This window comes from Streptomyces sp. NPDC046881 (genome assembly GCF_040645015.1).
In the GTDB taxonomy this organism is placed as follows: domain Bacteria; phylum Actinomycetota; class Actinomycetes; order Streptomycetales; family Streptomycetaceae; genus Streptomyces.
Window position 1 is genome coordinate 46,460 of the sequence record NZ_JBEYXJ010000039.1, and the last position, 23,036, is coordinate 69,495.

General features: G+C 72.7%; 14 protein-coding genes and 1 pseudogene. 3 read left to right on the forward strand and 12 right to left on the reverse strand.

Going from position 1 to position 23,036, the window contains the following annotated elements:
* Window positions 1-65: 65 nt before the first annotated feature.
* The 4 genes from hemW to lepA all read right to left on the reverse strand — a co-directional run bounded on the left by hemW (window position 66) and on the right by lepA (window position 7,323).
* Entirely contained in the window at window positions 66-1,298 is a 1,233-nt protein-coding gene (gene hemW, locus ABZ923_RS20205; RefSeq protein WP_361473424.1) for a radical SAM family heme chaperone HemW, read from the reverse strand.
* A 27-nt stretch (window positions 1,299-1,325) separates the two neighbouring features.
* Entirely contained in the window at window positions 1,326-3,146 is a 1,821-nt protein-coding gene (locus ABZ923_RS20210; protein WP_361473461.1) for a SpoIIE family protein phosphatase, read from the reverse strand.
* 177 nt (window positions 3,147-3,323) lie between these two features.
* Window positions 3,324-5,198 (reverse strand): AMP-dependent synthetase/ligase, encoded by a 1,875-nt coding sequence (locus ABZ923_RS20215; protein WP_361473427.1) that lies wholly within the window; start codon window positions 5,196-5,198, stop codon window positions 3,324-3,326.
* A 250-nt stretch (window positions 5,199-5,448) separates the two neighbouring features.
* Window positions 5,449-7,323, reverse strand: a complete 1,875-nt coding sequence (lepA, locus tag ABZ923_RS20220; protein WP_361473430.1) for a translation elongation factor 4 — start codon at window positions 7,321-7,323, stop codon at window positions 5,449-5,451.
* 225 nt (window positions 7,324-7,548) lie between these two features.
* Between lepA and rpsT the strand changes: the two genes are divergently transcribed.
* A complete protein-coding gene (gene rpsT, locus ABZ923_RS20225) occupies window positions 7,549-7,815 on the forward strand; it encodes a 30S ribosomal protein S20 (protein ID WP_061922887.1) in 267 nt (88 codons plus the stop codon).
* Window positions 7,816-8,133: 318 nt separating this feature from the next.
* Here the strand turns inward: rpsT and holA are convergent, their stop codons facing one another.
* The 8 genes from holA to leuS form a co-directional block, all read right to left on the reverse strand.
* A complete protein-coding gene (holA, locus tag ABZ923_RS20230; RefSeq protein ID WP_361473433.1) occupies window positions 8,134-9,123 on the reverse strand; it encodes a DNA polymerase III subunit delta in 990 nt (329 codons plus the stop codon).
* A 340-nt stretch (window positions 9,124-9,463) separates the two neighbouring features.
* A complete protein-coding gene (locus ABZ923_RS20235) occupies window positions 9,464-9,709 on the reverse strand; it encodes a hypothetical protein (RefSeq protein ID WP_030777274.1) in 246 nt (81 codons plus the stop codon).
* A 238-nt stretch (window positions 9,710-9,947) separates the two neighbouring features.
* Complete coding sequence (locus ABZ923_RS20240; protein ID WP_361473437.1) at window positions 9,948-10,766, reverse strand: arylamine N-acetyltransferase; 819 nt, start codon at window positions 10,764-10,766, stop codon at window positions 9,948-9,950.
* Between the two features lie 75 nt (window positions 10,767-10,841).
* Complete coding sequence (locus ABZ923_RS20245) at window positions 10,842-13,655, reverse strand: ComEC/Rec2 family competence protein (RefSeq protein WP_361473440.1); 2,814 nt, start codon at window positions 13,653-13,655, stop codon at window positions 10,842-10,844.
* On the reverse strand, window positions 13,652-14,827 hold the full coding sequence (locus ABZ923_RS20250) for a ComEA family DNA-binding protein (RefSeq protein ID WP_361473443.1): 1,176 nt from the start codon (window positions 14,825-14,827) through the stop codon (window positions 13,652-13,654). Before ABZ923_RS20250 ends, ABZ923_RS20245 begins: the two co-directional genes overlap by 4 nt.
* A 150-nt stretch (window positions 14,828-14,977) precedes the next feature.
* Entirely contained in the window at window positions 14,978-15,823 is an 846-nt protein-coding gene (locus ABZ923_RS20255; RefSeq protein WP_361473446.1) for a DegV family protein, read from the reverse strand.
* Between the two features lie 72 nt (window positions 15,824-15,895).
* A complete protein-coding gene (locus ABZ923_RS20260) occupies window positions 15,896-16,636 on the reverse strand; it encodes a hypothetical protein (RefSeq protein WP_361473449.1) in 741 nt (246 codons plus the stop codon).
* Window positions 16,637-16,774: 138 nt separating this feature from the next.
* On the reverse strand, window positions 16,775-19,657 hold the full coding sequence (gene leuS, locus ABZ923_RS20265) for a leucine--tRNA ligase (RefSeq protein WP_361473452.1): 2,883 nt from the start codon (window positions 19,655-19,657) through the stop codon (window positions 16,775-16,777).
* A 418-nt stretch (window positions 19,658-20,075) separates the two neighbouring features.
* Between leuS and ABZ923_RS20270 the strand changes: the two genes are divergently transcribed.
* On the forward strand, window positions 20,076-21,359 hold the full coding sequence (locus tag ABZ923_RS20270) for a cytochrome b/b6 domain-containing protein (RefSeq protein ID WP_361473455.1): 1,284 nt from the start codon (window positions 20,076-20,078) through the stop codon (window positions 21,357-21,359).
* Window positions 21,356-22,963, forward strand: a pseudogene (locus ABZ923_RS20275) (NADH-ubiquinone oxidoreductase-F iron-sulfur binding region domain-containing protein); the annotation flags it as partial. The gene ABZ923_RS20270 and the pseudogene ABZ923_RS20275, both read left to right, overlap by 4 nt.
* Between the last annotated feature and the right edge of the window lie 73 nt (window positions 22,964-23,036).

The window sequence follows — 23,036 nt, forward strand, 5'->3', positions numbered from 1 at the left end:
GGTCGTCCCCAGGGGTCGTCTCCGCAGCCCGGCCGGCGTTCCGGGGGATTCACCCGCCGGGGTGATCAGTCCACCAGGTCCCGTACCACCGCGTCCGCCAGCAGCCGCCCCCGCAGGGTCAGCACGGCCCGCCCCTCCCCGTACGGCCCCTCCTGGAGGAGTCCGTCCGCCAGGGCGCGCCGGGAGGCCGCGAGCCCCTCCTCCTTCAGCAGGGACAGCGGGACCCCTTCCCGCAGCCGCAGCTCCAGGAGGACGCGCTCGACGCGCCGGTCCTCGTCGGACAGCAGCTCACGGCCCGCGCCCGGGGAGCGGCCGGAGGCCAGGGCCGCCGCGTAGGCGCCCGGGTGCTTCACGTTCCACCAGCGGACCCCGCCCACGTGCGAGTGGGCCCCGGGGCCCGCGCCCCACCAGTCGGCGCCGCGCCAGTACAGCTCGTTGTGCAGGCAGCGGCCCGCCTCGGAGGTGGCCCAGTTGGAGACCTCGTACCAGTCGAAGCCCGCCGCGCTCAGCATCTCCTCCGCGATCAGGTACCGGTCGGCGTGCACGTCGTCGTCGGTCATCGGGACCTCGCCCCGCCGGATCCGGCGGGCGAGCTGCGTGCCCTCCTCGACGATGAGCGCGTAGGCGCTGACGTGGTCCGGGCCGGCGCCGAGGGCGGCCGCCAGGGACGCCCGCCAGTCGTCGTCGCTCTCCCCCGGCGTGCCGTAGATCAGGTCGAGGTTGACGTGCTCGAAGCCCGCCGCCCTCGCCTCCGCGACGCACGCCTCGGGCCGGCCGGGGGTGTGCGTCCGGTCGAGCACGCGCAGCACGTGCTGCCGCGCGCTCTGCATGCCGAAGGAGATCCGGTTGAAGCCGCCCTCGCGGAGGGTGGCCAGGTAGGCGGGGTCGACGGACTCCGGGTTCGCCTCCGTGGTGATCTCCGCGTCCGGCGCCAGTCCGAACTCGGCGCGGATCACCCCCAGCATCCGTACGAGATCGTCGGCGGCCAGCAGGGTCGGCGTACCGCCGCCCACGAAGACCGTGCGGACCTCGCGGGGGTCGTCGCCCAGCACCTTCCGCGCCAGCCGGATCTCGTCGGCCAGGGTGTCGGCGTAGTTGTCGCGGGAGGCGAGCACACCGCCGGTGCCGCGCAGCTCGGTCGCGGTGTAGGTGTTGAAGTCGCAGTAGCCGCAGCGGGTCGCGCAGTACGGGACGTGCAGGTAGAAACCGAGCGGGCGGCCTGCGGCCCCGGCGAGCGCGTGCGCGGGCAGCGCGCCGTCGGCGGGGACGGGCTCGCCGTCGGGGAGTGCGGAAGGCATGCCTTCCATTGTCCAGCACCGCGGGCGTTACTCCGCCTGGAGCACCAGCAGGGCCAGGTCGTCCTCGGGCAGGCCGCCGCCGAAGTCGTGGACCAGGCGGCGGATCCTTTCCGCGATCAGCTCGGCGCTCAGCCCGGAGCAGCCGGACAGGGCGCGGGCGAGCCCGTCGCCGTCGTCGAACTGGCGGCTGCCGGAGCGCCGCTCGGTGACCCCGTCGGTGACGCACAGCAGGCTGTCACCGGGCCGCAGCTCCAGGGTCTCGCTGGTGTACGTCTCGTCCTCCACGACGCCGAGCAGCGTCTGCGGGCGGGCGGCGGTGCGCACGGTGCCGTCGGGGCCGAGGACGAGCGGCAGCGGGTGGCCGGCGGAGGCCAGGGTGCAGCGGACCCCGCCGTCGTACGGCGTCAGCTCGCCGTACAGCAGGGACAGGAAGCGGGTCTGCGGGCCGTCGCCGGCGGCCATCGGCCGGCCGCCGGCGACCAGGGCGCGGGCGGCGGCGTCGGCGGCCTCGGTGGCGTCGTCCAGCAGGAGCTGGTTGAGGCGGTCCAGGACGTCGGCGACCCGGTAGCCCTCGCGGGCGAGGAGGCGCAGCCAGGGGCGGGCCAGCCCGATCACCACGGCGGCCTCCGGGCCCTTGCCCTGGACGTCGCCGACGGCGAAGCACCAGCGGCCGTCGCCCGCCGGGAACAGGTCGTAGAAGTCGCCGCTCGGGCCGCCCTTGTCGCAGGGCTCGTAGACGAGCGCGCTGCGCACGCCGGGGATCTCGGCGACCGCGCCGGGCAGCAGGCCGCGCTGCAGGACGGCGCTGATGGTGGCCTGGCGGGCGTACTGGCGGGCCGCGCCGATGGCGAGGGCGACCCGGCGGCCGAGGTCCTCCACCAGCCCGGTGACCTCGTCGGGGAAGCCGGTGGTCCCGCACCGGCCGATGACCAGCGTGCCGAGCGGCCGGCCGCCCGCGATCAGCCGGTACGACAGCGCCGTCCCGTGGACGCCCTGCGGGCCGAGGGCGTGGCCGGGCCAGGGATAGGGCTCGGGGCCGGAGCGCGGCCCGTCCGGCGGGCACGGCGGCTCCTTCTCCAGGGCGCACCGCAGTTCCTCGATGCGGGCCTCGCTGGCGTGCCAGACCCGGGCGGGCCCGCCGCCGGCGCCGCCGCGCACGGTCGCCTCGTCCTCCAGCCACACCGCGCACCAGTCGGCGAGCCGGGGCACGATCAGCTGGCCGGTGAGCGCGGCGACCAGGTTCTCGTCCAGCTGTCCGGCGAGCAGGTCGGAGGCCTCGGCGAGGAAGGACAGGGCGCCCCGGCCGAGCCAGTCCCGGTCGCCCTCGGCGCGCTGCGGCTGCGGGGCGAGGTGCTCGGCGACCCCCAGGGCGGGTTCGGGGCCGGGGCCGTCCAGGGCCTCGCCGCCGCCCGGGGGCAGCCGCGCCCAGACGGTCTTGGCACCGGCGCGGTAGGTGACGCCCCAGGACTCGGCGAGCGTGGCGACCAGGCGCAGGCCGCGCCCGTACTCGGGGGTGTCGTACGGCCCCTCGCCGCCCGTGGCGTCCCGCGGGGCCCGGGAGGGGTGCTGGTCGTGCACCTCGACCACGAACGCGCCGGTCTGCTCCAGCCGCCACTCGACGTGCACCTCCGTACCGGCGTGCACGACGGCGTTGGTGACCAGCTCGCTGACGACGGCCATGACGTCGTCGGCGAGCCGGGCGGAGACCCCGGGCGCCTCGGCCAGCGCGGCCCGCACCAGCGCGCGGGCCGACCCCGGGGCGAGGGGGCTCCCGGGCAGCGTGGCCCGTCCCCGTGTCTCACCGGGGTGGGTGCCGCCGCTCTCCCGCTGCGTCGGTATGGCCGCCATGTCCATGCGGCCAGGGTGACAGACCGGAGGCGCCCAGAAGCGTTGAGTTACTGAAGTGACCAGAAGAGGAAACGATTCGGGCACCGGCGAGCATCAAAGGGGCGGCGGGAAACCGCGTGACGAGCCACGGACGAGCCGCAGCCGCCGGCGGTCCCCCGCCGCCCCTCCGCAACCGCGCTACGCCTCGCGCGTCCCGGCGTACATCTCCTCGATGAGGTGCTTGTACTCCCGCTCCACCACCGGCCGCTTCAGCTTCAGGCTCGGCGTGATCTCCCCGTGCTCCACGTCGAGGTCCCGCGGCAGCAGCCGGAACTTCTTGATGGTCTGCCACTTCTGCAGTCCGGCGTTGAGCTCGCGCACGTACCCGTCGACCATCTCGACCGTCTGCGGCGCGGCGACGATCTCGGCGTACGACCTGCCCTCCAGCCCGTTCTCCTTCGCCCAGTCGAGGATGGCGAGCTCGTCCAGGGCGATGAGGGCGGTGCAGTAGTTCCGGTCGGCGCCGTGCACCAGGATGTTGGAGACGTACGGGCACACCGCCTTGAACTGGCCCTCGACCTCGGCCGGAGCGACGTACTTGCCGCCGGAGGTCTTGATGAGGTCCTTCTTGCGGTCGGTGATGCGCAGGTAGCCGTCGGGCGACAGCTCGCCGATGTCGCCGGTGTGGAACCAGCCGTCGGACTCCAGCACCTCGGCGGTCTTCTCGGGCTGCTGGTGGTAGCCCTCCATGATGCCGGGGCCGCGCAGCAGGATCTCGCCGTCGTCGGCGATGCGGACCTCGGTGCCGGGCAGCGGCTTGCCGACCGTGCCGGTGCGGTAGGCCTCGCCGGGGTTGACGAAGGAGGCGGCGGAGGTCTCGGTGAGGCCGTAGCCCTCCAGGATGTGGATGCCGGCGCCGGCGAAGAAGTAGCCGATCTCCGGGGCGAGCGCGGAGGCGCCGGAGACGCAGGCGCGCAGCCGGCCGCCGAAGGCCTCGCGGAGCTTGCCGTAGACGAGGGTGTCGGCGACCTTGTGCTTGGCGGCGAGCCCGAACGGCACGGCGGCGGTGCCGGTGCGCCGGAAGTTGTCCTGGCTGACCTTGGCGTACTCGCGGGCCACCTCGGCGGCCCACTGGAAGATCTTGTACTTGGCCGCGCCGCCCTCACGGGCCTTGACCGCGACGCCGTTGTAGACCTTCTCGAAGATGCGCGGCACGGCCGCCATGTACGTCGGCTGCACCACCGGCAGGTTCTCGATGATCTTGTCGACCCGGCCGTCGACGGCGGTGACGTGCCCGACCTCGATCTGGCCGGAGGTGAGCACCTTGCCGAAGACGTGCGCGAGCGGCAGCCACAGGTACTGCACGTCCTCGGCGCTGATCAGGCCGGTCGCGGCGGTGGCCCTCGCCATGTAGGACCAGTTGTCGTGCGGCAGGCGCACGCCCTTGGGGCGGCCGGTGGTGCCGGAGGTGTAGATGAGGGTGGCGAGCTGGTCCTTGGTGATCGCGCCGACCCGCTCCTTGATCAGCTGCGGGTGCTGCTCCAGGTAGGCGGTGCCGCGCTCCTCCAGCTCGGCGAGGGTGAGCACCCAGTCGCCGCTCTCGACGCCGGCCGGGTCGATGACCACGACCTTGGTCAGCGCGGGCAGCTCGGCGCGCTTCTCCACGGCCTTGGCGAGCTGGGCCGCGTCCTCGGCGATCAGCACCCGGCTCTCGGAGTCGGAGAGGATGAACGCCGACTCGTCGGCGTTGGTCTGCGGGTAGACGGTCGTGGTCGCGCCGCCGGCGCACATGATGCCGAGGTCGGCGAGGATCCACTCCACCCGGGTGGAGGAGGCGAGCGCCACCCGCTGCTCGGGCTGGACGCCCAGCTCGATGAGCCCGGCCGCGATCGCATACACCCGCTCGGCCGCCTGGCCCCAGCTGAGCGACTTCCACTCGTCGGGGCCCTGGCCGGAGGCCGGCGGCACGGGGTGGCGGTAGGCCTCGGCGTCCGGTGTGGCCGCCACGCGCTCCAGGAAGATGGCTGCCACGGACGGCGGACGGTTCTCGATCAAGGTCTGTGTATCGCTCACGACATCCTCCGGGGGCCCGCGACGGTGCGGCTGACTCGTGCGGCTGGGTTAACTCACGGTGGGGATTCAGGTTGTTGTTTAACTCGCGAGTAACTATCGAGCAGGCATCAGGGTAAGGGTCGACCGGCCCTTGCGTAAGGGGCTTCGGCCTGTCACTTTCCCCACCAGGTACACACAGGGGCCCGCCGCGCTTTCGCGCGACGGGCCCCCACATGCCCGGTTTGCGGGCGTGACCGGTTGTTACCTCTGGTTACTTCTTGCCCTTGGCCGACCCCGCGCCGTCATCGCTGGAGAGGACCGCGATGAAGGCTTCCTGCGGAACCTCCACGGAACCCACCATCTTCATCCGCTTCTTGCCTTCCTTCTGCTTCTCCAGCAGCTTCCGCTTACGGGAGATGTCACCGCCGTAGCACTTGGCGAGGACGTCCTTGCGGATGGCGCGGATGGTCTCGCGGGCGATGACCCGGGAGCCGATGGCGGCCTGCACCGGCACCTCGAAGGCCTGCCGCGGGATCAGCTCCTTGAGCTTGGCGACGAGCCGCACACCGTACGCGTACGCCTGGTCCTTGTGGGTGATCGCGGAGAACGCGTCCACCTTGTCGCCGTGCAGCAGGATGTCGACCTTGACCAGGCTCGACGTCTGCTCGCCGGTGGGCTCGTAGTCCAGCGAGGCGTAACCGCGGGTCTTGGACTTCAGCTGGTCGAAGAAGTCGAAGACGATCTCCGCGAGCGGCAGCGTGTAGCGGATCTCGACCCGGTCCTCGGAGAGGTAGTCCATGCCGAGCAGGGTGCCGCGCCGGGTCTGGCACAGCTCCATGATCGAGCCGATGAACTCGGTGGGCGCGAGGATGGTGGCCCGTACGACCGGCTCGAAGACCTCGTTGATCTTGCCTTCGGGGAACTCGCTCGGGTTGGTGACCGTGTGCTCGCTGCCGTCCTCCATGACCACGCGGTAGACCACGTTGGGGGCGGTGGCGATCAGGTCGAGGCCGAACTCGCGCTCCAGGCGCTCCCGGATCACGTCCAGGTGCAGCAGGCCGAGGAAGCCGACGCGGAAACCGAAGCCGAGGGCGGCGGAGGTCTCCGGCTCGTAGACCAGCGCGGCGTCGTTGAGCTGCAGCTTGTCCAGGGCCTCGCGCAGCTCCGGGTAGTCCGAGCCGTCCAGCGGATACAGGCCCGAGAAGACCATCGGCTTCGGGTCCTTGTAACCGCCGAGCGCCTCGGTCGCGCCCTTCTGCTGACTGGTGACGGTGTCACCGACCTTGGACTGCCGGACGTCCTTCACGCCGGTGATGAGGTATCCCACCTCACCCACGCCGAGGCCGTCCGCCGGCAGCATCTCGGGCGAGTTGACGCCGATCTCCAGCAGTTCGTGGGTCGCGCCGGTCGACATCATCTTGATGCGCTCGCGCTTGTTGAGCTGGCCGTCGATGACACGGACGTACGTCACGACACCGCGGTAGGAGTCGTACACCGAGTCGAAGATCATCGCGCGGGCGGGCGCGTCGGCGACCCCGACCGGCGCCGGGATCTCCTTGACGACCTTGTTCAGCAGCGCGTCCACGCCGAGACCGGTCTTCGCGGAGACCTTGAGCACGTCCTCCGGGTCACAGCCGACCAGGTTCGCGAGCTCCTCGGCGAACTTCTCCGGCTGGGCGGCCGGCAGGTCGATCTTGTTCAGCACCGGGATGATCGTGAGGTCGTTCTCCATCGCCAGGTACAGGTTGGCGAGGGTCTGCGCCTCGATGCCCTGGGCGGCGTCGACGAGGAGGATGGTCCCCTCGCAGGCGGCGAGCGACCGCGAGACCTCATAGGTGAAGTCGACGTGCCCCGGGGTGTCGATCATGTTGAGGATGTGGGTCGTGCCCTGGTCGGGGCCCTCGGTCGGGGCCCAGGGCAGACGCACCGCCTGGGACTTGATCGTGATGCCGCGCTCGCGCTCGATGTCCATCCGGTCGAGGTACTGAGCACGCATCTGCCGCTGCTCGACCACACCGGTCAGCTGGAGCATCCGGTCGGCGAGCGTGGACTTGCCGTGGTCGATGTGCGCGATGATGCAGAAATTGCGGATCAGAGCCGGGGCGGTACGGCTCGGCTCGGGCACATGGTTAGGGGTCGCGGGCACGCAGGGTCCTGTCTCTTGAGGCGCCTTATGCCTCGGGTCGGATCGTTACGTAGTCTCCATGGTCCCACGCGCGGGGACCGGGGGCCGTTTTGGGCCGTCCGAAGAGCCACTGGTACTGTAGATGGCTGTGCCTCATGCCCTCTCAGCGCGAGGCGCGACAGAAAATTTTGGATCACCGGTACGGGACCCGAGCGGCCCCGCACCTGAACCTGAAAAGGCTCCTTCGTGGCGAACATCAAGTCCCAGATCAAGCGGATCAAGACCAACGAGAAGGCTCGGCTGCGCAACAAGGCCGTCAAGTCCTCCCTGAAGACCGCGATCCGCAAGGCCCGCGAGGCCGCTGCCGCGGGTGACGTCGAGAAGGCCACCGAGCTGCAGCGCGCTGCCGCGCGTGCGCTCGACAAGGCCGTCTCGAAGGGCGTCATCCACAAGAACCAGGCCGCCAACAAGAAGTCGGCGCTTGCTTCCAAGGTCGCGACCCTCAAGGGCTGAACCTTTCTGATCTGACCGCCGGAAGGACCCAGAGCGGGCCCTCTCTCATCCGCTCCCGTCCGGCACCCACGAGCCTGTTCGCGGCCTGCGTTCGCCACGCGGGAACGGGCTCACCAGCTTGGTCCGAAGGCCCCGGCGCTCTCCCTTCCCCAGGGTGTGCGGCGGGGCCTTCGGCATGGCCGGCTCCGCCGCGTCACGACCGCACGCCGTCGGCCTTGTCGGTGCTTTCGGTCGAGCCGCTGCTCTCGCGCTCCGCCGTGGAGCAGTGCACGGCGGACGCGTGCCCCCCAGCCGCGGGCCAGGATGTGTGCGACCGGGTCAGCCCCGGCCCCTGGACCGCGCGGCCCGCGCGATCGTCACGACCGCCTTCTCCAGGGCGTACTCCGGGTCGTCCCCGCCTCCCTTCACTCCGGCGTCGGCCTCGGCGACGGCTCTGAGCGCCACCGAGACCCCGTCCGGCGTCCATCCCCGCATCTGCTGCCGCACCCGGTCGATCTTCCAGGGCGGCATGCCCAGCTCACGCGCCAGATCGGCCGGCCGGCCGCCCCGGGCCGAGGACAGCTTCCCGATCGCCCGCACGCCCTGCGCCAGCGCGCTGGTGATCATCACCGGCGCCACGCCCGTCGCCAGCGACCATCTGAGCGCCTCCAGCGCCTCCGCCGTGCGGCCCTCCACGGCCCGGTCGGCGACCGTGAAGCTGGAGGCCTCGGCCCGGCCGGTGTAGTACCGCCCGACGACCGCCTCGTCGATCGTGCCCTCCACGTCGGCGACGAGCTGCGACACCGCCGAGGCCAGCTCCCGCAGGTCGCTGCCGATGGCGTCGCAGAGCGCCTGGCACGCCTCGGGGGTGGCCGACCGCCCGAGGGAGCGGAACTCCCCCCGCACGAAGGCCAGCCGGTCCGCCGGCTTGGTCATCTTCGGGCAGGCCACCTCCCGCGCCCCCGCCTTGCGCGCGGCGTCCAGCAGCCCCTTGCCCTTGGCGCCGCCGGCGTGCAGCAGCACGAGCGTGATCTCCTCGGCGGGCGAACCGAGGTACGCCTTCACGTCCTTGACCGTGTCGGCGGACAGGTCCTGCGCGTTGCGTACGACCACGACCTTGCGCTCCGCGAAGAGCGACGGGCTGGTCAGCTCGGCGAGGGTGCCGGGCTGCAGCTGGTCCGGGGTCAGGTCACGTACGTCCGTGTCGGCGTCGGCGGCCTTGGCGGCGGCCACCACCTCCTGCACGGCACGGTCGAGCAGGAGGTCCTCCTGGCCCACGGCAAGAGTCACCGGGGCGAGAGGGTCGTCATTCGCAGTCTTCCTGGCCATCGCCTACAGCATCCCACGGGGCACTGACATCGAAGCGGCCCCGGCACCCTGACCGGCCCCGGAGCGGACCCCGAGTCGGGGTCGGGGGCGCGCGGGTTCGGGGCACGAGTGCGGGGGCATGGGCTGGGGGCTGAGGGCTCGGGCGGGCCGGCGGCTGAGCGCCCGGGCACGGGCTGGGGCTCGGGCTGGGGGCTCGGGCTCGGGCTCGACGGCATCGGTTCGGGCCAGGGCTCGGAGGTCACGCGGGGTCGGGCTGGGGGGCACGCGCTCGGTCACGGGCTCGACGGCCTGGGCTCGACGGCACGGGTTCGGGCCAGGGCTGGCGGGCACGCGTTCGGAGTCACGGCTCCTCGCGCCAGCCGTCCCACTCCCCCGCGAACGCGTCCAGCTCGGCGGGGTCCAGCCGCTCCCCCTCGTCCCGCAGGACCACGAGCCACTGGGCGTCCTCGGCGTCGTCCTCGCCGGCCAGCGCGTCGCGCACGAGCCGGGGCTCCTCGTCGATCCCGAACCGCTCCCCGAGCGCCTCGGCCGCCTCCTCGGCGGCATCACGGTCGGGCAGCACCAGCACATGTCTCACATCGCTCACGGGCCCATTGTCCGGCACCGCGAAGACGGCGAAGGGGCAGGTCAGCCGCGGGGGCACGCGCGCGGGGTCAGGCCTTCGGACAGGAGCCCGCGGCGGGCCGTGCGGGTCAGGTCCTCGGCACGTTCCGGCACGTCCCGGCGCGGCCCGGTGCGGCCCGGTGCGGCCCGGTGCACGCTCGGCGGGAGGCAACCCGGGCCCGCGTCACGGGAATCCAGCGGTCGCGCCAGGACCGGGCCGGTCAGCCGTTGTGGTCAGGGTCTCGCACGGTCGGCACGCGGCTCAGCTCGATCCCGAACCGTTCCCGGTACACGGTCAGCACCTCCTCGTCCGTCTCCAGCTCGCGCGTCTCCTTGGTGCCGTCCACGGCGGTCGTCTTGAGCTTGCGCCCGCTGAGCGTGATCCTCCCGCCGTCCTCGGTGAGCCGTGAGCAGACCAGGGACCGGGTGAAGTGCGACGTCGGCGAGGTGCTGTGCCACCACGCGCCGGCCGCGAAGTCCCCGAGCGCCCGGGGGCGGGTCTCCAGCCGGTACTGCGGCTGGCCGTCCCACAGAACGTCCAGGTCCCCGCCGCGCACCCCGGCCGCGTCCGGCCCGGCCTCCACCACCTGGAACCTGCCACCCGGGTCGTCCTGCTCCCCGCGTTCCGCCCAGGCCAGCGGGTGGTGGCTGTGTGCCCCGAACCCGACGTCGGCGAGCCAGGTGTCCCCCTCCACCGTCCGCACCCGCAGGGCGAGATGGTCGTAGGGGATCCCGAGCCGCCCTTCGTCGCCGTACACGCGTCCCGCGAGCAGCTCCACCTCGTAACCGAGGGCGGCGAGCAACGTCCCGAACGCTCCGTTCAGTTCGTAGCAGAAGCCGCCGCGCCCCGCCCCGGTCACCTTGTCCAGCAGCCGCTGCTCCTCCAGCGAGATGTCCTCTCCGAGGTGGACCGACAGGTTCTCGAAGGGGACGGCCCGCAGATGGCTCAGGTGCAGGGCGCGCAGCGCGTCGCTGGTGGGCTGCTGCGGGCGTTCGCTCCCGAGCCGGCGGAGGTAGGCATCGATCTGTGCTGACGTCATGCGCCCAGTCTGAGTCAGTCCCGTCTCTTCACTCCCCAGCCCTCTCTGCTCACTTCCCAGTCCTCTCTTCGCTCTCTAGTCCTCCCTCGTCACCCGCATCCGGCCCTTGGCCCCTCCGGTCCCGGTGACCGCGAGGGCGCCGTCGCGGTCGGTGCTCAGGACCGTCGCGCCGCCGGCCCGCAGCGCGGCCATGGTCACCGGTGCCGGGTGGCCATAGGGGTTGCCGGCGCCGGCGGAGACGAGCGCCACCCGTGGTGCCGCGAGGTGTATCAGCTCCGGGTCCTGATAGGCCGAGCCGTGATGCGCCACCTTCAGGACGTCCACTCCGGCCAGGCCGGCCGCCGCCGGTGACCGCAGCAGCGCCTGCTGCGCCGGGGGTTCGAGGTCGCCGAGCAGCAGCAGCCGCAGCCCGCCGGTGTGCACGAGCAGCGCGACGCTGGCGTCGTTCGGGCCCTCCGGCTCGTACGGGACACCCGGCCGGGCCGGCGGCACCGTCGCCCCGAAAGGCGGCCGTGTGCCCTGCGCCGGGGCGTTCCGCGACCGGGTGCTCTGCGGCGGGGGCCACAGGACGCGCCAGGTGAGTGGTCCCGCGCGCCGTTCCTCGCCCGCGGCGGCCGTCGTGACCGGGATGTGCCGTGCAGCCGCCTCCCTGCGGACGAACTCCGCCTGGTCCGCCGGTTCCGCGAGCCCCGTCGTCTCGATCGCGGCCACCGAGCGGCCCCGCAGGACGCCGGGCAGGCCCGCCACATGGTCGGCGTGGAAGTGGGTGAGGACGAGGAGCGGGACGCGGGTGATGCCCAGTCGTCGCAGGCACTGGTCGACCAGCGCCGGATCGGGTCCGGCGTCCACGACCACCCCGGCGCCCTCGCCGGCCGCCAGCACGGTCGCGTCGCCCTGCCCGACGTCGCACATCGCGAACCGCCAGCCCGGTGGCGGCCAGCCCGTGATCACCCGGGTCAGTGGCGCCGGCCGCGTCACCAGCAGCACGACCAGCACGCCGAGCAGCGCGCACCACGCCGGGTGCCGCAGCAGTCTCCGGCCGGCCAGCACGACGGCCACGGTGACCGCCGCGAGCGCCAGCGCCCCCGGCCAGCTCCCCGGCCAGTCCACTCCCGCGCCGGGCAGCGCCGCCCCGGCCCGCGCGACCCCGGCGATCCACCTGGTCGGCCAACTCGCGCACCAGGCCAGCGCCTTGGCCGCCGGCATCGCCATCGGTGCCGTCGCGAGCGCCGCGAATCCCAGCACCGTCGCCGGTGCCACCGCCACCTCGGCCAACAGGTTGCACGGCACCGCCACCAGGCTCACCCTGGCCGACACCACCGCCACGACCGGCGCGCACACCGCCTGCGCGGCGGCGGCCGCCGCCAGTGCCTCGGCGACCCGCGGGGGCACGCGACGCCGCCGCAGCGCCTCGCTCCAGCCCGGCGCGATCACCAGCAGCGCGCCGGTGGCCAGCACGGACAGCAGGAAGCCGTAACTGAGGGCCAGCCACGGGTCGTAGAGCACCAGCAGGAGGACGGCTGTGGCCAGTGCCGGGATCAAGGATCTGCGGCGCCCGGTGGCCAGGGCGAGCAGCGCCACCGCGCCGCAGGCGGCGGCCCGCAGCACACTCGGGTCGGGCCGGCAGACGACCACGAAGCCCAGCGTCAGCACCCCCGCGAGCAGCGCCGTCGCCCGTAGGGAGAGCCCCAGGCGCGGGGCCAGGCCACGGCGCTCGACCCGTTGGGCCAGGCCGGGCGGCCCGATGAGCAGCGCGAGCAGAACGGTGAGGTTGCTGCCCGAGACGGCGAGTGTGTGCGCCAGGTCCGTCTCGTCGAAGGCGTGGTCCAGCTCGGGCGTGATCCGCGAGGTGTCCCCGACGACCAGCCCGGGCAGCAGCGCCCGTGCGTCTCCGGGCAGGTCGTCGGTCGCTTCCCGCAGTCCCGCTCTGAGCCGCCCCGCCAGCCGTTGCGGCCCGCTCGGTCCCGCCACGATCCGTGGCTCCGGCCGGCCGCGCACCCGCAGCACGGCCGCGGTCCGGTCGCCGCCCGTCAGCGCAGACGCGAGCCGGCCGGCCACCCTCAGCCGGGTGGACGGCAGCAGCCCGAGCCAGGCGGCCCGCCCCCCGGCCGACGGGACCTGTCCGGCGGGGATCGGGGAACCTCCGGAAGTCCCGCTCCCGGCCCCTTCCTTCTCCGGTGCCGGGACGTCCGGGTCGACGATCAGCAGCACGGGTGTCCGGATCCGCACCCGCCTTCCGTCGGCCTCCTCGACACTCCGCAGCTCGGCCCGGGCCAGCACCGCCAGGGGCGCCGCGTGATCGCCGCGCACATGGGGCCTGCTCAGCCAGGGATCGCCGCTCACCTCGACCTCGGCGGTCACGGTCGCGAACCGCCGGGCCAGCTCGGGCACCGGCCCACGCCGCACGTCGGCCCCGTGCAGCCCGGCCGAGGCGGCTGCTGCGGCGACGCAGAGCAGCACCGCGGCGACGGCCGGCCGTGCCCAGCGGAACCGGCCGCGTCCCCACCCGGCACGCTCCGCCCTCCCACCTCGCCCCCCGCGTCGGACGGTCACCACGGCTCCGGCCGGCGCGGCCTGCCCGGCGCCGACCGCACCTTGGCGAGAAGTGCTCGATCCGGGTTCGAACCGTCCCAGCCGCCCAGACCGCACCCCCTGGCCGCCCCCTCCAGGCCGCCGCACGGACAGCAGCAGGACCCCGACGACCAGGCAGACGCCGGCGGTCGCTGCGGTCCAGGCCGCTGGGGTGTCCAGGGTCAGGGCCGCCGTGGCCCAGGCCGCGAGCGCGGGTGGCACCAGGCGCAGGTCCATGGGACCGTCCCGGCCGGTGTGCGCGGTCCCGCCCTGCTCGGGTCCGGAGCGCGGGTCGGCCTTGTCGAGCGCGCGGCTCATGGCCGTACCAGCTCGCGCAGATCGGTGAACCGGCGGTCGCCGATGCCGTTCACCTCGCGCAGTTCGTCCACGGAGCGGAAACCGCCGTGCTGGGTGCGGTAGTCGATGATGTGCCGGGCCAGGACCGGGCCCACTCCGGGCAGGGTGTCGAGCTGGTCCACAGTGGCCGTGTTGAGGGAGACCGGCGCTGTCGGGCCGGTGCCGGTGGTTCCGGGGAGTGGTCCGGCGGCCGGGCCGGGCGGGGCTGCGGCCCCGGCGGGGGCACCGACGACGACCTGCTCGCCATCGACCAGGAAGCGGGCCCGGTTGAGCCCTTCCGTGCTCACGCCCGGCCGGACTCCGCCCGCCGCCCGCAGCGCGTCGGCCACCCGGGCACCGGCCGGCAGCCGCCTGATCCCCGGTTCGCGGACCTTGCCGCTGACGTCCACGACGATCTGCGCGCCTGGTGTCGCCGACGTACTCGCCGCCGCCCCGGCCGTCGCTCCCTCGCTGCTCCTGGCGAACGGCGCCTGGGTGTGCACCACCTGGGGGGCGCTCACCGACTGGGGTCGGCCGGCCCAGAAGTGCTGCACGGCGAAGACGGCGGCGGCCACGAGGACCACGGCGAGCGCCACGACTCCGCGCCGCTCCACTGCGTACCGTGCCTGCAGCCACACCGGCATCCGCTCGCGTAGTGCCAGCCCGGCCCGCTCCCGCCAGCCCGGGCCCGCGGGCGCCTCCGGCCCTGACTCGGGCTCCGGCTCCGGCTCCGGCTCCGGCTCCGGCTCCGGCTCCGACGACCTCACCGCACCGGCCGGTCCGGGATCCGTAACGCTGCCCGGCCCCGGTGGAGCCATGGTCGTCGGCCCACCCGGGGTCGTGCCCGGCCGCGCCGTGGTCGGCGTCCTCCTCGTCCTCAGCCCCGGTGCCGGACCCGTCACCATTGCCGTCGGTGCGCTTGCCGGCCTTTCCGGGTCCGGTGGTGCGTTCCCCGACTCCCGCCACTGCGCGGCTCGTTCGCCGAAGAGGAGTTCCGCGCGGCGGCGCAGTTCCTCCGCCGGTGCGGGCGGCCGGTGACGGGCGCGGCGAGGGGGGACGGTGTTGCGGCGGTGACGGAGGCGGCCGTCGGAGGCGGTGCCACGGCCGGGGCCGCTGGTCGGAGTTGCCGTGCGTGAGCGAGATCGAAGTGCCATGCAACGAGGATGGAGGATTCCGCCCCATTGCGATGATCCTGATGGATTTCCGTGGATGACCGACTAGTTGTGGATAACTCCACCACCCGGACGGGTGAAACCGGCAGGCCCCGGCCCCAAGTGACAAGGGAGGCCTGGGGATTACCGATGTCAGCGAGGCGAGACGACCGCGCCCAGCAGCCCGGGTCCGGTGTGTGCCCCGATCACCGCTCCGACCTCGCTGACATGCAGGTCGGCCAGGCCCCGGACGCGTACCCGCAGCCGGTCGGCGAGTGCGGCGGCGCGGTCGGGGGCGGCGAGGTGGTGGACGGCGATGTCGACCTCGGCACTGCCCGCCCGCTCGGCGGCCAGTTCCTCCAGGCGCGCGATCGCCTTGGACGCCGTACGGACCTTTTCGAGCAGCTCGATCCGGCCGCCCTCCAGCTGGAGCAGCGGCTTGACGGCGAGCGCGGAACCCAGCAGCGCCTGCGCGGCACCGATGCGGCCCCCGCGGCGTAGATAGTCGAGGGTGTCGACGTAGAAGTAGGCGGACGTGCCCGCCGCCCGTTTCTCGGCGGCCGTGACGGCCTCGTCCATCGTGCCGCCCGCCTCCGCGGTCTCGGCCGCGGCCAGCGCGCAGAAGCCGAGCGCCATCGCGACCATCCCGGTGTCCACGACCCGCACGGGCACCGGTGCCTCGCGCGCCGCGAGGACCGCGGCGTCGTAGGTGCCGGACAGCTCGGCGGACAGGTGCAGGGAGACGATGCCGCTCGCGCCCGACTCGGCGACCCTGCGGTAGGTCTCCGCGAACACCTGCGGGCTGGGGCGGGAGGTGGTCACGGAGCGCCGCTTCTGCAGCGCCTGGGCCAGCGAGCGGGTGGAGATCTCGGTGCCCTCTTCGAGGGCTTGGTCACCGAGGACCACGATCAGCGGGACCGCGGTGATGCCATGGCGTTCCATCGTCCGGGGCGGCAGATAGGCCGTTGAATCGGTGACGATCGCGACATGGCGGGACATGAGCTGGAGGTTACCTGGCGTAGTGCACGCGCGGCAGCCCGGCCCCTGCGCTGTGGTCGTGGAACGTCCCCGTCATGTGGTGCTCTCGGGACGGGGCTTCTTCTGCCACGGGGACGTGGGGCGCCAGGACGGCGGCGCGATCGCGTCGGGAGCGGGCTGCCCCGCGTGGGACCCGGAGGCGTTGGGGCGGCTCTGCCCGGTGGCGGGGCGGTCGGCCGCGGCGGGGGCGGGCGCGTCGGACCACTGTGGGGAGGCCTGGCCGGGCTCGGCCCCCGTCCAGTGGCGCAGGGCGCCCGCCTCGATGTCGATCTGGGCGCTGAGGGTGCCCAGATCGTCGTCGGCGAATCGGCGGGCCCGGTCGTGGACGGCCCAGCGCAGGGAGTCCGCGGACGAGGTGATCCGCTCGGTGCGGCTGCGCAGTTCGGGCAGGCGCTCGGCGAGCGCGGCCCGGTCCGGCTCGGACTCCAGGCGCTTGAGGTCGGCGTCCAGCTCGTGTCCGTGCGCGCTCAGCCGCTCGAAGAGGCCGAGGGACTCCTTCAGCGACTCGTCCTCGGCCGCGCCCGCGTGCAGCGCGTCCTGCGTGGCACGCATGGAGGTGCGCAGCGCGAGGCGCAGCTGGGCGATCTCGCCGGCGGGCCCGATCTGGGCGAAGGACTTGGCACGCAGGGTGTGGTCCTCGACCGTGCGGCGGGCCTGCGCGATGGTCCGGTCCACGCCGCGCTTGGCGGCGCCGACGGCCTTGACCGTGGCGTACGCGCCGAGGCCGACGAAGAGCAGGAAGAGCAGGGCGAACACGGCCAACACTACGTCCATGACGCTCCTCCTCCGGCCTGGTACGGCACGAGCCGCTGTGCTCTCCACGGTAAACGCTGCGGGCAGGTGCGGAGTTCCGGAAGAACCCCGAACCTGCCCGTAGGGGACTACCCCGAGCCGGTGGAAAGCACCCGCTTCCTACGCGGGAACGATGTTGACCAGCTTCGGCGCCCGCACGATCACCTTGCGGATGCCCGCGCCGCCCAGCGCCGCGACGACCTTCTCGTCGGCCAGCGCGACCTTCTCCAGCTCCTCCTCGGAGATGGCCGGCGGGACCTCCAGCCGGGCCTTGACCTTGCCCTTGATCTGCACCACGCAGGTCACGGTCTCGTCCACGACGTAGTCCGGGTCGGCGACCGGGAAGTCCTGGTGGACGACCGAGTCGGTGTGACCCAGCTTGCGCCACAGCTCCTCGGCGACGTGCGGGGCCAGCGGGGCGACCATCAGCACCAGCGGCTCGGCCACGGACCGCGGCACCGGACCGCCGGCCTTGGTCAGGTGGTTGTTCAGCTCGGTGACCTTGGCGATGGCGGTGTTGAAGCGCAGGCCCTCCAGGTCCTGGCGCACGCCGTCGATGGCCTTGTGCAGGGCGCGCAGGGTCTCCTCGTCGGGCTCGGCGTCGGTGACGGTGACCTCGCCGGTGGCCTCGTCGACGATGTTGCGCCACAGCCGCTGCAGCAGCCGGAACTGGCCGACCACCGCGCGCGTGTCCCACGGGCGGGAGACGTCCAGCGGGCCCATGGCCATCTCGTACAGGCGCAGCGTGTCGGCACCGTACTCGGCGGCGATCTCGTCCGGAGTGACCGCGTTCTTCAGGGACTTGCCCATCTTGCCCAGCAGGCGGGAGACCTGCTCGCCCTGGTAGTAGTAGGCGCCGTCGCGCTCCTCCACCTCGGCGGCCGGCACCGCGATGCCACGGCTGTCGCGGTAGACGTAGGCCTGGATCATGCCCTGGTTGAACAGCTTGTGGAACGGCTCCGCGGAGGAGACGTGCCCCAGGTCGTACAGGACCTTGGACCAGAAGCGCGCGTACAGCAGGTGCAGCACGGCGTGCTCGGCTCCGCCGACGTACAGGTCGACACCGCCGTGCGGCAGGCCCTCGCGCGGGCCCATCCAGTACTGCTCGATCTCCGGGTCGACCAGCTTCTGGTCGTTGTGCGGGTCCAGGTACCGGAACTCGTACCAGCAGGAACCGGCCCAGTTGGGCATGGTGTTGGTCTCGCGGCGGTACTTCTTGGGGCCGTCGCCCAGGTCCAGGGTGACGTTGACCCATTCCTCGTTGCGCGACAGCGGCGTCTCGGGCTGGGTGTCGGCGTCGTCCGGGTCGAAGGTGCGCGGGCTGTAGTCCTCGACCTCGGGCAGCTCCAGCGGCAGCATCGACTCGGGCAGCGCGTGGGCGATGCCGTCCTCGTCGTAGACGATCGGGAAGGGCTCGCCCCAGTAGCGCTGGCGGCTGAACAGCCAGTCGCGCAGCCGGAAGTTGACGGTGCCCTCGCCGATGCCCTCCTGCGCCAGCCACTCGGTGATGCGCGCCTTGGCGTCGGCCACGCCCAGGCCGTTCAGCTTCACGTCGGCGCTGTCGGAGTTGACGATCTTCGCGTCGTACGAGACGAAGGCGTCGTCCCAGGTGGCCGGGTCGGTGCCGCGGCCGTCGGTCGGCTCGACCACGCAGCGGATCGGCAGCTCGAAGGCGCGCGCGAAGGCGAAGTCGCGGGAGTCGTGACCCGGGACGGCCATGATCGCGCCGGTGCCGTAGCCCATCAGGACGTAGTCGGCGATGAAGACCGGGATCTGCTCGCCGTTGACCGGGTTGGTCGCGAAGGCGCCGGTGAAGACGCCGGTCTTGTCCTTGGCCTCGGCCTGCCGCTCGACGTCGGACTTCGAGGCGGCCTGCGCGCGGTAGGCGGCGACGGCCTCGGCCGGGGTGGCGTGGCCGCCGGTCCACACCTGGTGCGTGCCCTCGGGCCACGCCTCGGGGGTGAACTTGTCGACCAGCGGGTGCTCGGGCGCCAGCACCATGTAGGTCGCGCCGAACAGGGTGTCGGGGCGGGTGGTGAAGATCGTGATGCGCTCGCCGTCGATCGGGAAGTCGACGCGGGCGCCCTCGCTGCGGCCGATCCAGTTGCGCTGCTGCAGCTTGATGGCCTCGGGCCAGTCCAGCTCCTCCAGGTCCTCCAGCAGCCGGTCGGCGTAGGCGGTGATGCGCATGTTCCACTGGCGCAGCTTGGCCTTGAAGACCGGGTAGTTCCCGCGCTCGGAACGGCCGTCGGCGGTGACCTCCTCGTTGGCCAGCACGGTGCCCAGGCCCGGGCACCAGTTGACGGGCGCGTCGGAGGCGTAGGCCAGGCGGTACTCGCCCAGGACGTCGGCGCGCTCGGCGGCGGTCAGCTCGTTCCACGCGCGCGTGGTGCCCGGAATCGCACGCTCACCGGACTCGAACTGGGCGATCAGCTCGGAGATCGGGCGGGCCTTGCGCGCTTCCGCGTCGTACCAGGAGTTGAAGATCTGCAGGAAGATCCACTGGGTCCACTTGTAGTACTCCGGGTCGATCGTGGCGAACGACCGGCGCTTGTCGTGGCCCAGGCCCAGCCGGCGCAGCTGGGCCTTCATGTTCTCGATGTTGGCCTCGGTGGACACGCGCGGGTGCGTGCCGGTCTGCACCGCGTACTGCTCGGCGGGCAGGCCGAAGGCGTCGAAGCCCAGGGTGTGCAGGACGTTGTGTCCGGTCATGCGCTGGAACCGGGCGTAGACGTCGGTGGCGATGTAGCCCAGCGGGTGGCCGACGTGCAGGCCCGCACCCGAGGGGTAGGGGAACATGTCCATGATGAACTTCTTGGGCTTGGCGACCAGCTCGGGATCGCCCGCCAGGTCACCCTTGGGGTTCGGCGCCGCGTAGGTGCCGTCGGCGTCCCAGAAGTCCTGCCAGCGTGCCTCGATCTCGGCTGCCATGGCGGCCGTGTAGCGGTGCGGCGCGGCCTCCGCCGACGTGGCGGCGGTGGCAGCGGGGTTCGTCTCGCTCATGATCCTCAAAGCTCCATCGATCGTCTCTGCCTGCGGCTGCGGCGTCCAAAGAAACGAAAAAACCCCTCGCACAGGAGGGGACGCCGCGCCGATGCCGACCTCACGGCTGGACCGGGGTCGGTACTGATCAGCGCGGCCCGCTAAGCAGAAGGCGTACGGCACGCATGGCGCTAGGGTACCGCAGCCCTTGAGCAAGCGGCGACGCGCTTCCGTATCCCTGATGGACATGTCACGAAGCCCGCCCGGAACTGAACAAAGGTCAGCAATTACTTCGCGTACCGTCCCCTATGGGACACCGCCCCCCGTCGCATTGTCCGTTGATAACAACGCAATAACTCAAACCCCGTACTGATCGGTATGGCTCCACTTAGAGTGCGGCAGCGGGACCGCTTTCCCGAAACTGCTCGGAGTTGCCCCCATGAACCCTCGTCGTAGTACCAGCTCGCTCCCCAAGCCCGGCCGCTCGGCCTATGGGGTGGCGTCCGCTGTCATCCTGCTGCTCATACCCGTGGTCGTGCTGGTCGGAGGCAGCCAGTTCCGCGAGTTCCTGAACTTCGGCGCGGGCGTGCTGTCCCTCGTCTCGCTCAGCTGCTCGGTGATCTGGGGCCTGTTCGCACAGGACCGGATCTTCCTGAACACGCGGCAGCGGATCATCGGCCAGGCGGTGCACCGGACGACCGCGGTCGGCTCGATCGCGTTCCTGCTGCTGCACATCACCACCAAGATCGCGCTCGGCCACACCGAGCTGATCGCGGCGATCATTCCGTTCTCGCTCGGGGTCTCAGGCATCGGCGGCCTGATCGGGCTGGGCTCCCTCGCGGGCCTGCTGATGATCTTCGTCGGCATCACCGGCGCCCTGCGCAGCAACTTCGCCACCCCGGCCCCGGTCGCCGCCCGCTGGCGGGCCATGCACATGCTGGCCTACCCGGCCTGGTGTGCCGCGCTGATCCACGGACTCTACGCGGGTCGCGCGGCCAAGCCGATCTTCGTGATCCTCTACAGCCTGTCCCTGCTCGGCGTGATGGGCGCCCTCGCCCTGCGCGCCGCGCCGCGCCCGGTCAAGCGCAGGGTCGCCGACCGCCTGGTGGCCCTGTTCGGCAGCTCGGAGCGGCCCGGGCTGGACGACCTGGACGCGAGCCGCTCCCGGGTGGCCGAGTCGGGGCTGCCCGGCTTCGAGAGCCGGCGGGAGCAGCGGCGGGCCCCGGCGGACACGGGTGCCTCCCCGCTCTACCAGACCCCTGCCGCCCCGGCCGCCGAGCCCGCCGCCGGCTTCGCGGCGGCCTACCGCGCGGTCTCCACGCCCGGCCGCCCGCAGCAGCCCTTCGCGGCCGACCAGACCGCCCGCATGGACCTGCCGATGGACCTCCAGGCCACCGAGGCCATCCCGCGCGTGGACGGCCCCTCCAGCACCTCGGGCAGCTGGCCGATCCCGTCCCCGCCGCCGGTCGGCGAGGCCCCGCCGTCCGCGTACGACCCGCTCCAGGACACCGGATACACCATCCCGGTCTACGGCAATCCGGGCACGGCCGGATACGGCGGAAGTGACGTGTACGACACCGGTGAGACAAACGGCCTCTACGGCACGTACAACCCGAGTGACACGTTCAACAGCGGTCCCGCCACCGAAACGCTGCCCGGCTCCTCCTACGAGGCACCGGGTTCGGGCGAACCTTGGAACACGCCTTCCGGAGGCTTTAAGTGAACGAGGCCCTGCCCGACGTCCCCGAAGTCCGCGTGGTCGGACTTCCCCAGCTCACGTCGGGCTTCGACCTTGTGGAGCGGCTCGATCTGCCCATGCACCTGAAGGTGCACGGGCCGCTCGACCCATTGGGCGGCGAACAGCTCGCCCAGCTCGCCGAACGCATCAACCTCAAGGGCCGCGGCGGCGCCGGCTTCCCCTTCCACAAGAAGCTGCGCTCGGTCGCCGAGTCGGCGATCAAGCGCGGGGTGCGGCCGGTCGTCGTGGTCAACGGCAGCGAGGACGAACCTGCCTGCCGCAAGGACACGGTGCTGATCAACCGTGCCCCGCACCTCATCCTGGACGGCGCGCTGCTGTGCGCCGAGGCGCTCGGCGCGCGCACCCTCGTCATCGGCGTCACCCGGGAGTCCACCCAGCGCTCCATGGAGGCCGCGCTCGCCGAGCGAGGCCTGAGCAACAGCCGTAGATCGGCACTGCGCGCGTGGGTGCAGCGCAATCCGGTGCGCATGGTCACCGGCGCCGCCGCCTCGCTGATCCGCTCCGTCGACGGCGGCCCGGCCGTCCCGCCCGGCCGCAAGATCAGCGCCTCGCAGAGCGGCGTCGGCGGCGCGCCCACGCTGCTGTCGAACGCGGAGACGTTCGCGCAGCTGGCCATCGCCGCCCGCATCGGCCCGGAGCGCTACGGCAACACCGGCCTGTACGACGAACCGGGCACCGTGATGCTCACCGTGTCCGGCGCGGTCGCCCGCCCCATGGTGATCGAGGTCCCCACGGGCGTGCCGCTGCGCTACGTGCTGCAGCTGGCGGGAGCCCCGCCGGTGCCGCAGGGCGTGCTGACCGGCGGCTACCACGGCAAGTGGATCGACGCGGCGACCGTCAACGAGGCGATCGTCTCCCGCAACTCGCTGGACGCGGTGGGCGGTTCGCTGGGCGCGGGCGCGATCCTGCCGATCAGCCAGGACACGTGCCCGCTGGGCGAGTCGCTGCGGGTCGCGCAGTGGCTGGCCGAGGAGAGCGCCGGCCAGTGCGGGCCCTGCTACCTCGGCCTGCCGGCCGCCGCGCGCGGCATGGAGGACATCCTCAACGGCGGCGGGCCGGCCGCCCTGGAGGCGCTGAAGCAGGTCGCGAAGAACGTGAAGCGGCGCGGGGCGTGTTCGCACCCGGACGGCTCGGCGATGTTCCTGGAGTCGACCATCAAGGCGTTCACCGACGACCTGGCCGCGCACGTCCTCGGAAACGGCTGCGGACGGCCCGTGGAGGGCGTTCTGCCGCTCTTCGAGGGGGGCAGGGCCCCCACGGGCGTCCCGGGCGGCGGGGAGCCGGAGGAGAACGGCGGCAGCCGCCAGAAGATCTACGTCGACTGGACGCTGTGCCGGGGCCACGGGCTGTGCGCGGACATCCTGCCGGAGGTGTTCGAGCTCGGCGCCGACGGCTTCCCGACCGTCGCCCAGGCGCAGGTCCCGCGGTACGCGGAGGCGAAGGCACTGCGCGCGGTGCGCCGCTGCCCGGCGCTCGCCCTGCGCCTCGAGGAGGACACGCGCGGGCAGGCACCGTCGCGCAATCTGCCGGTCCTCTCCCAGGGCCGCGGCCGACGGGCCCTGGGCCGCGGACCGCACGGGTACGGCGGGGCGCGCGGTTCGGGCGGCCCGCCGGGCTGGGCTCACGCGCGCGTGTCAGGGG

What these genes read in the sequence shown, in the direction of transcription:
- ABZ923_RS20245 (WP_361473440.1), bottom strand. Translation starts at nt 13,655, where the DNA reads ATGAGCCGCGCGCTCGACAAGGCCGACCCGCGCTCCGGACCCGAGCAG.
- ABZ923_RS20260 (WP_361473449.1), bottom strand. Translation starts at nt 16,636, where the DNA reads ATGGACGTAGTGTTGGCCGTGTTCGCCCTGCTCTTCCTGCTCTTCGTC.
- ABZ923_RS20255 (WP_361473446.1), bottom strand. Translation starts at nt 15,823, where the DNA reads ATGTCCCGCCATGTCGCGATCGTCACCGATTCAACGGCCTATCTGCCG.
- ABZ923_RS20240 (WP_361473437.1), bottom strand. Translation starts at nt 10,766, where the DNA reads ATGACGTCAGCACAGATCGATGCCTACCTCCGCCGGCTCGGGAGCGAA.
- leuS (WP_361473452.1), bottom strand. Translation starts at nt 19,657, where the DNA reads ATGAGCGAGACGAACCCCGCTGCCACCGCCGCCACGTCGGCGGAGGCC.
- ABZ923_RS20210 (WP_361473461.1), bottom strand. Translation starts at nt 3,146, where the DNA reads ATGGCGGCCATACCGACGCAGCGGGAGAGCGGCGGCACCCACCCCGGT.
- holA (WP_361473433.1), bottom strand. Translation starts at nt 9,123, where the DNA reads ATGGCCAGGAAGACTGCGAATGACGACCCTCTCGCCCCGGTGACTCTT.
- hemW (WP_361473424.1), bottom strand. Translation starts at nt 1,298, where the DNA reads ATGCCTTCCGCACTCCCCGACGGCGAGCCCGTCCCCGCCGACGGCGCG.
- ABZ923_RS20270 (WP_361473455.1), top strand. Translation starts at nt 20,076, where the DNA reads ATGAACCCTCGTCGTAGTACCAGCTCGCTCCCCAAGCCCGGCCGCTCG.
- ABZ923_RS20250 (WP_361473443.1), bottom strand. Translation starts at nt 14,827, where the DNA reads ATGGCACTTCGATCTCGCTCACGCACGGCAACTCCGACCAGCGGCCCC.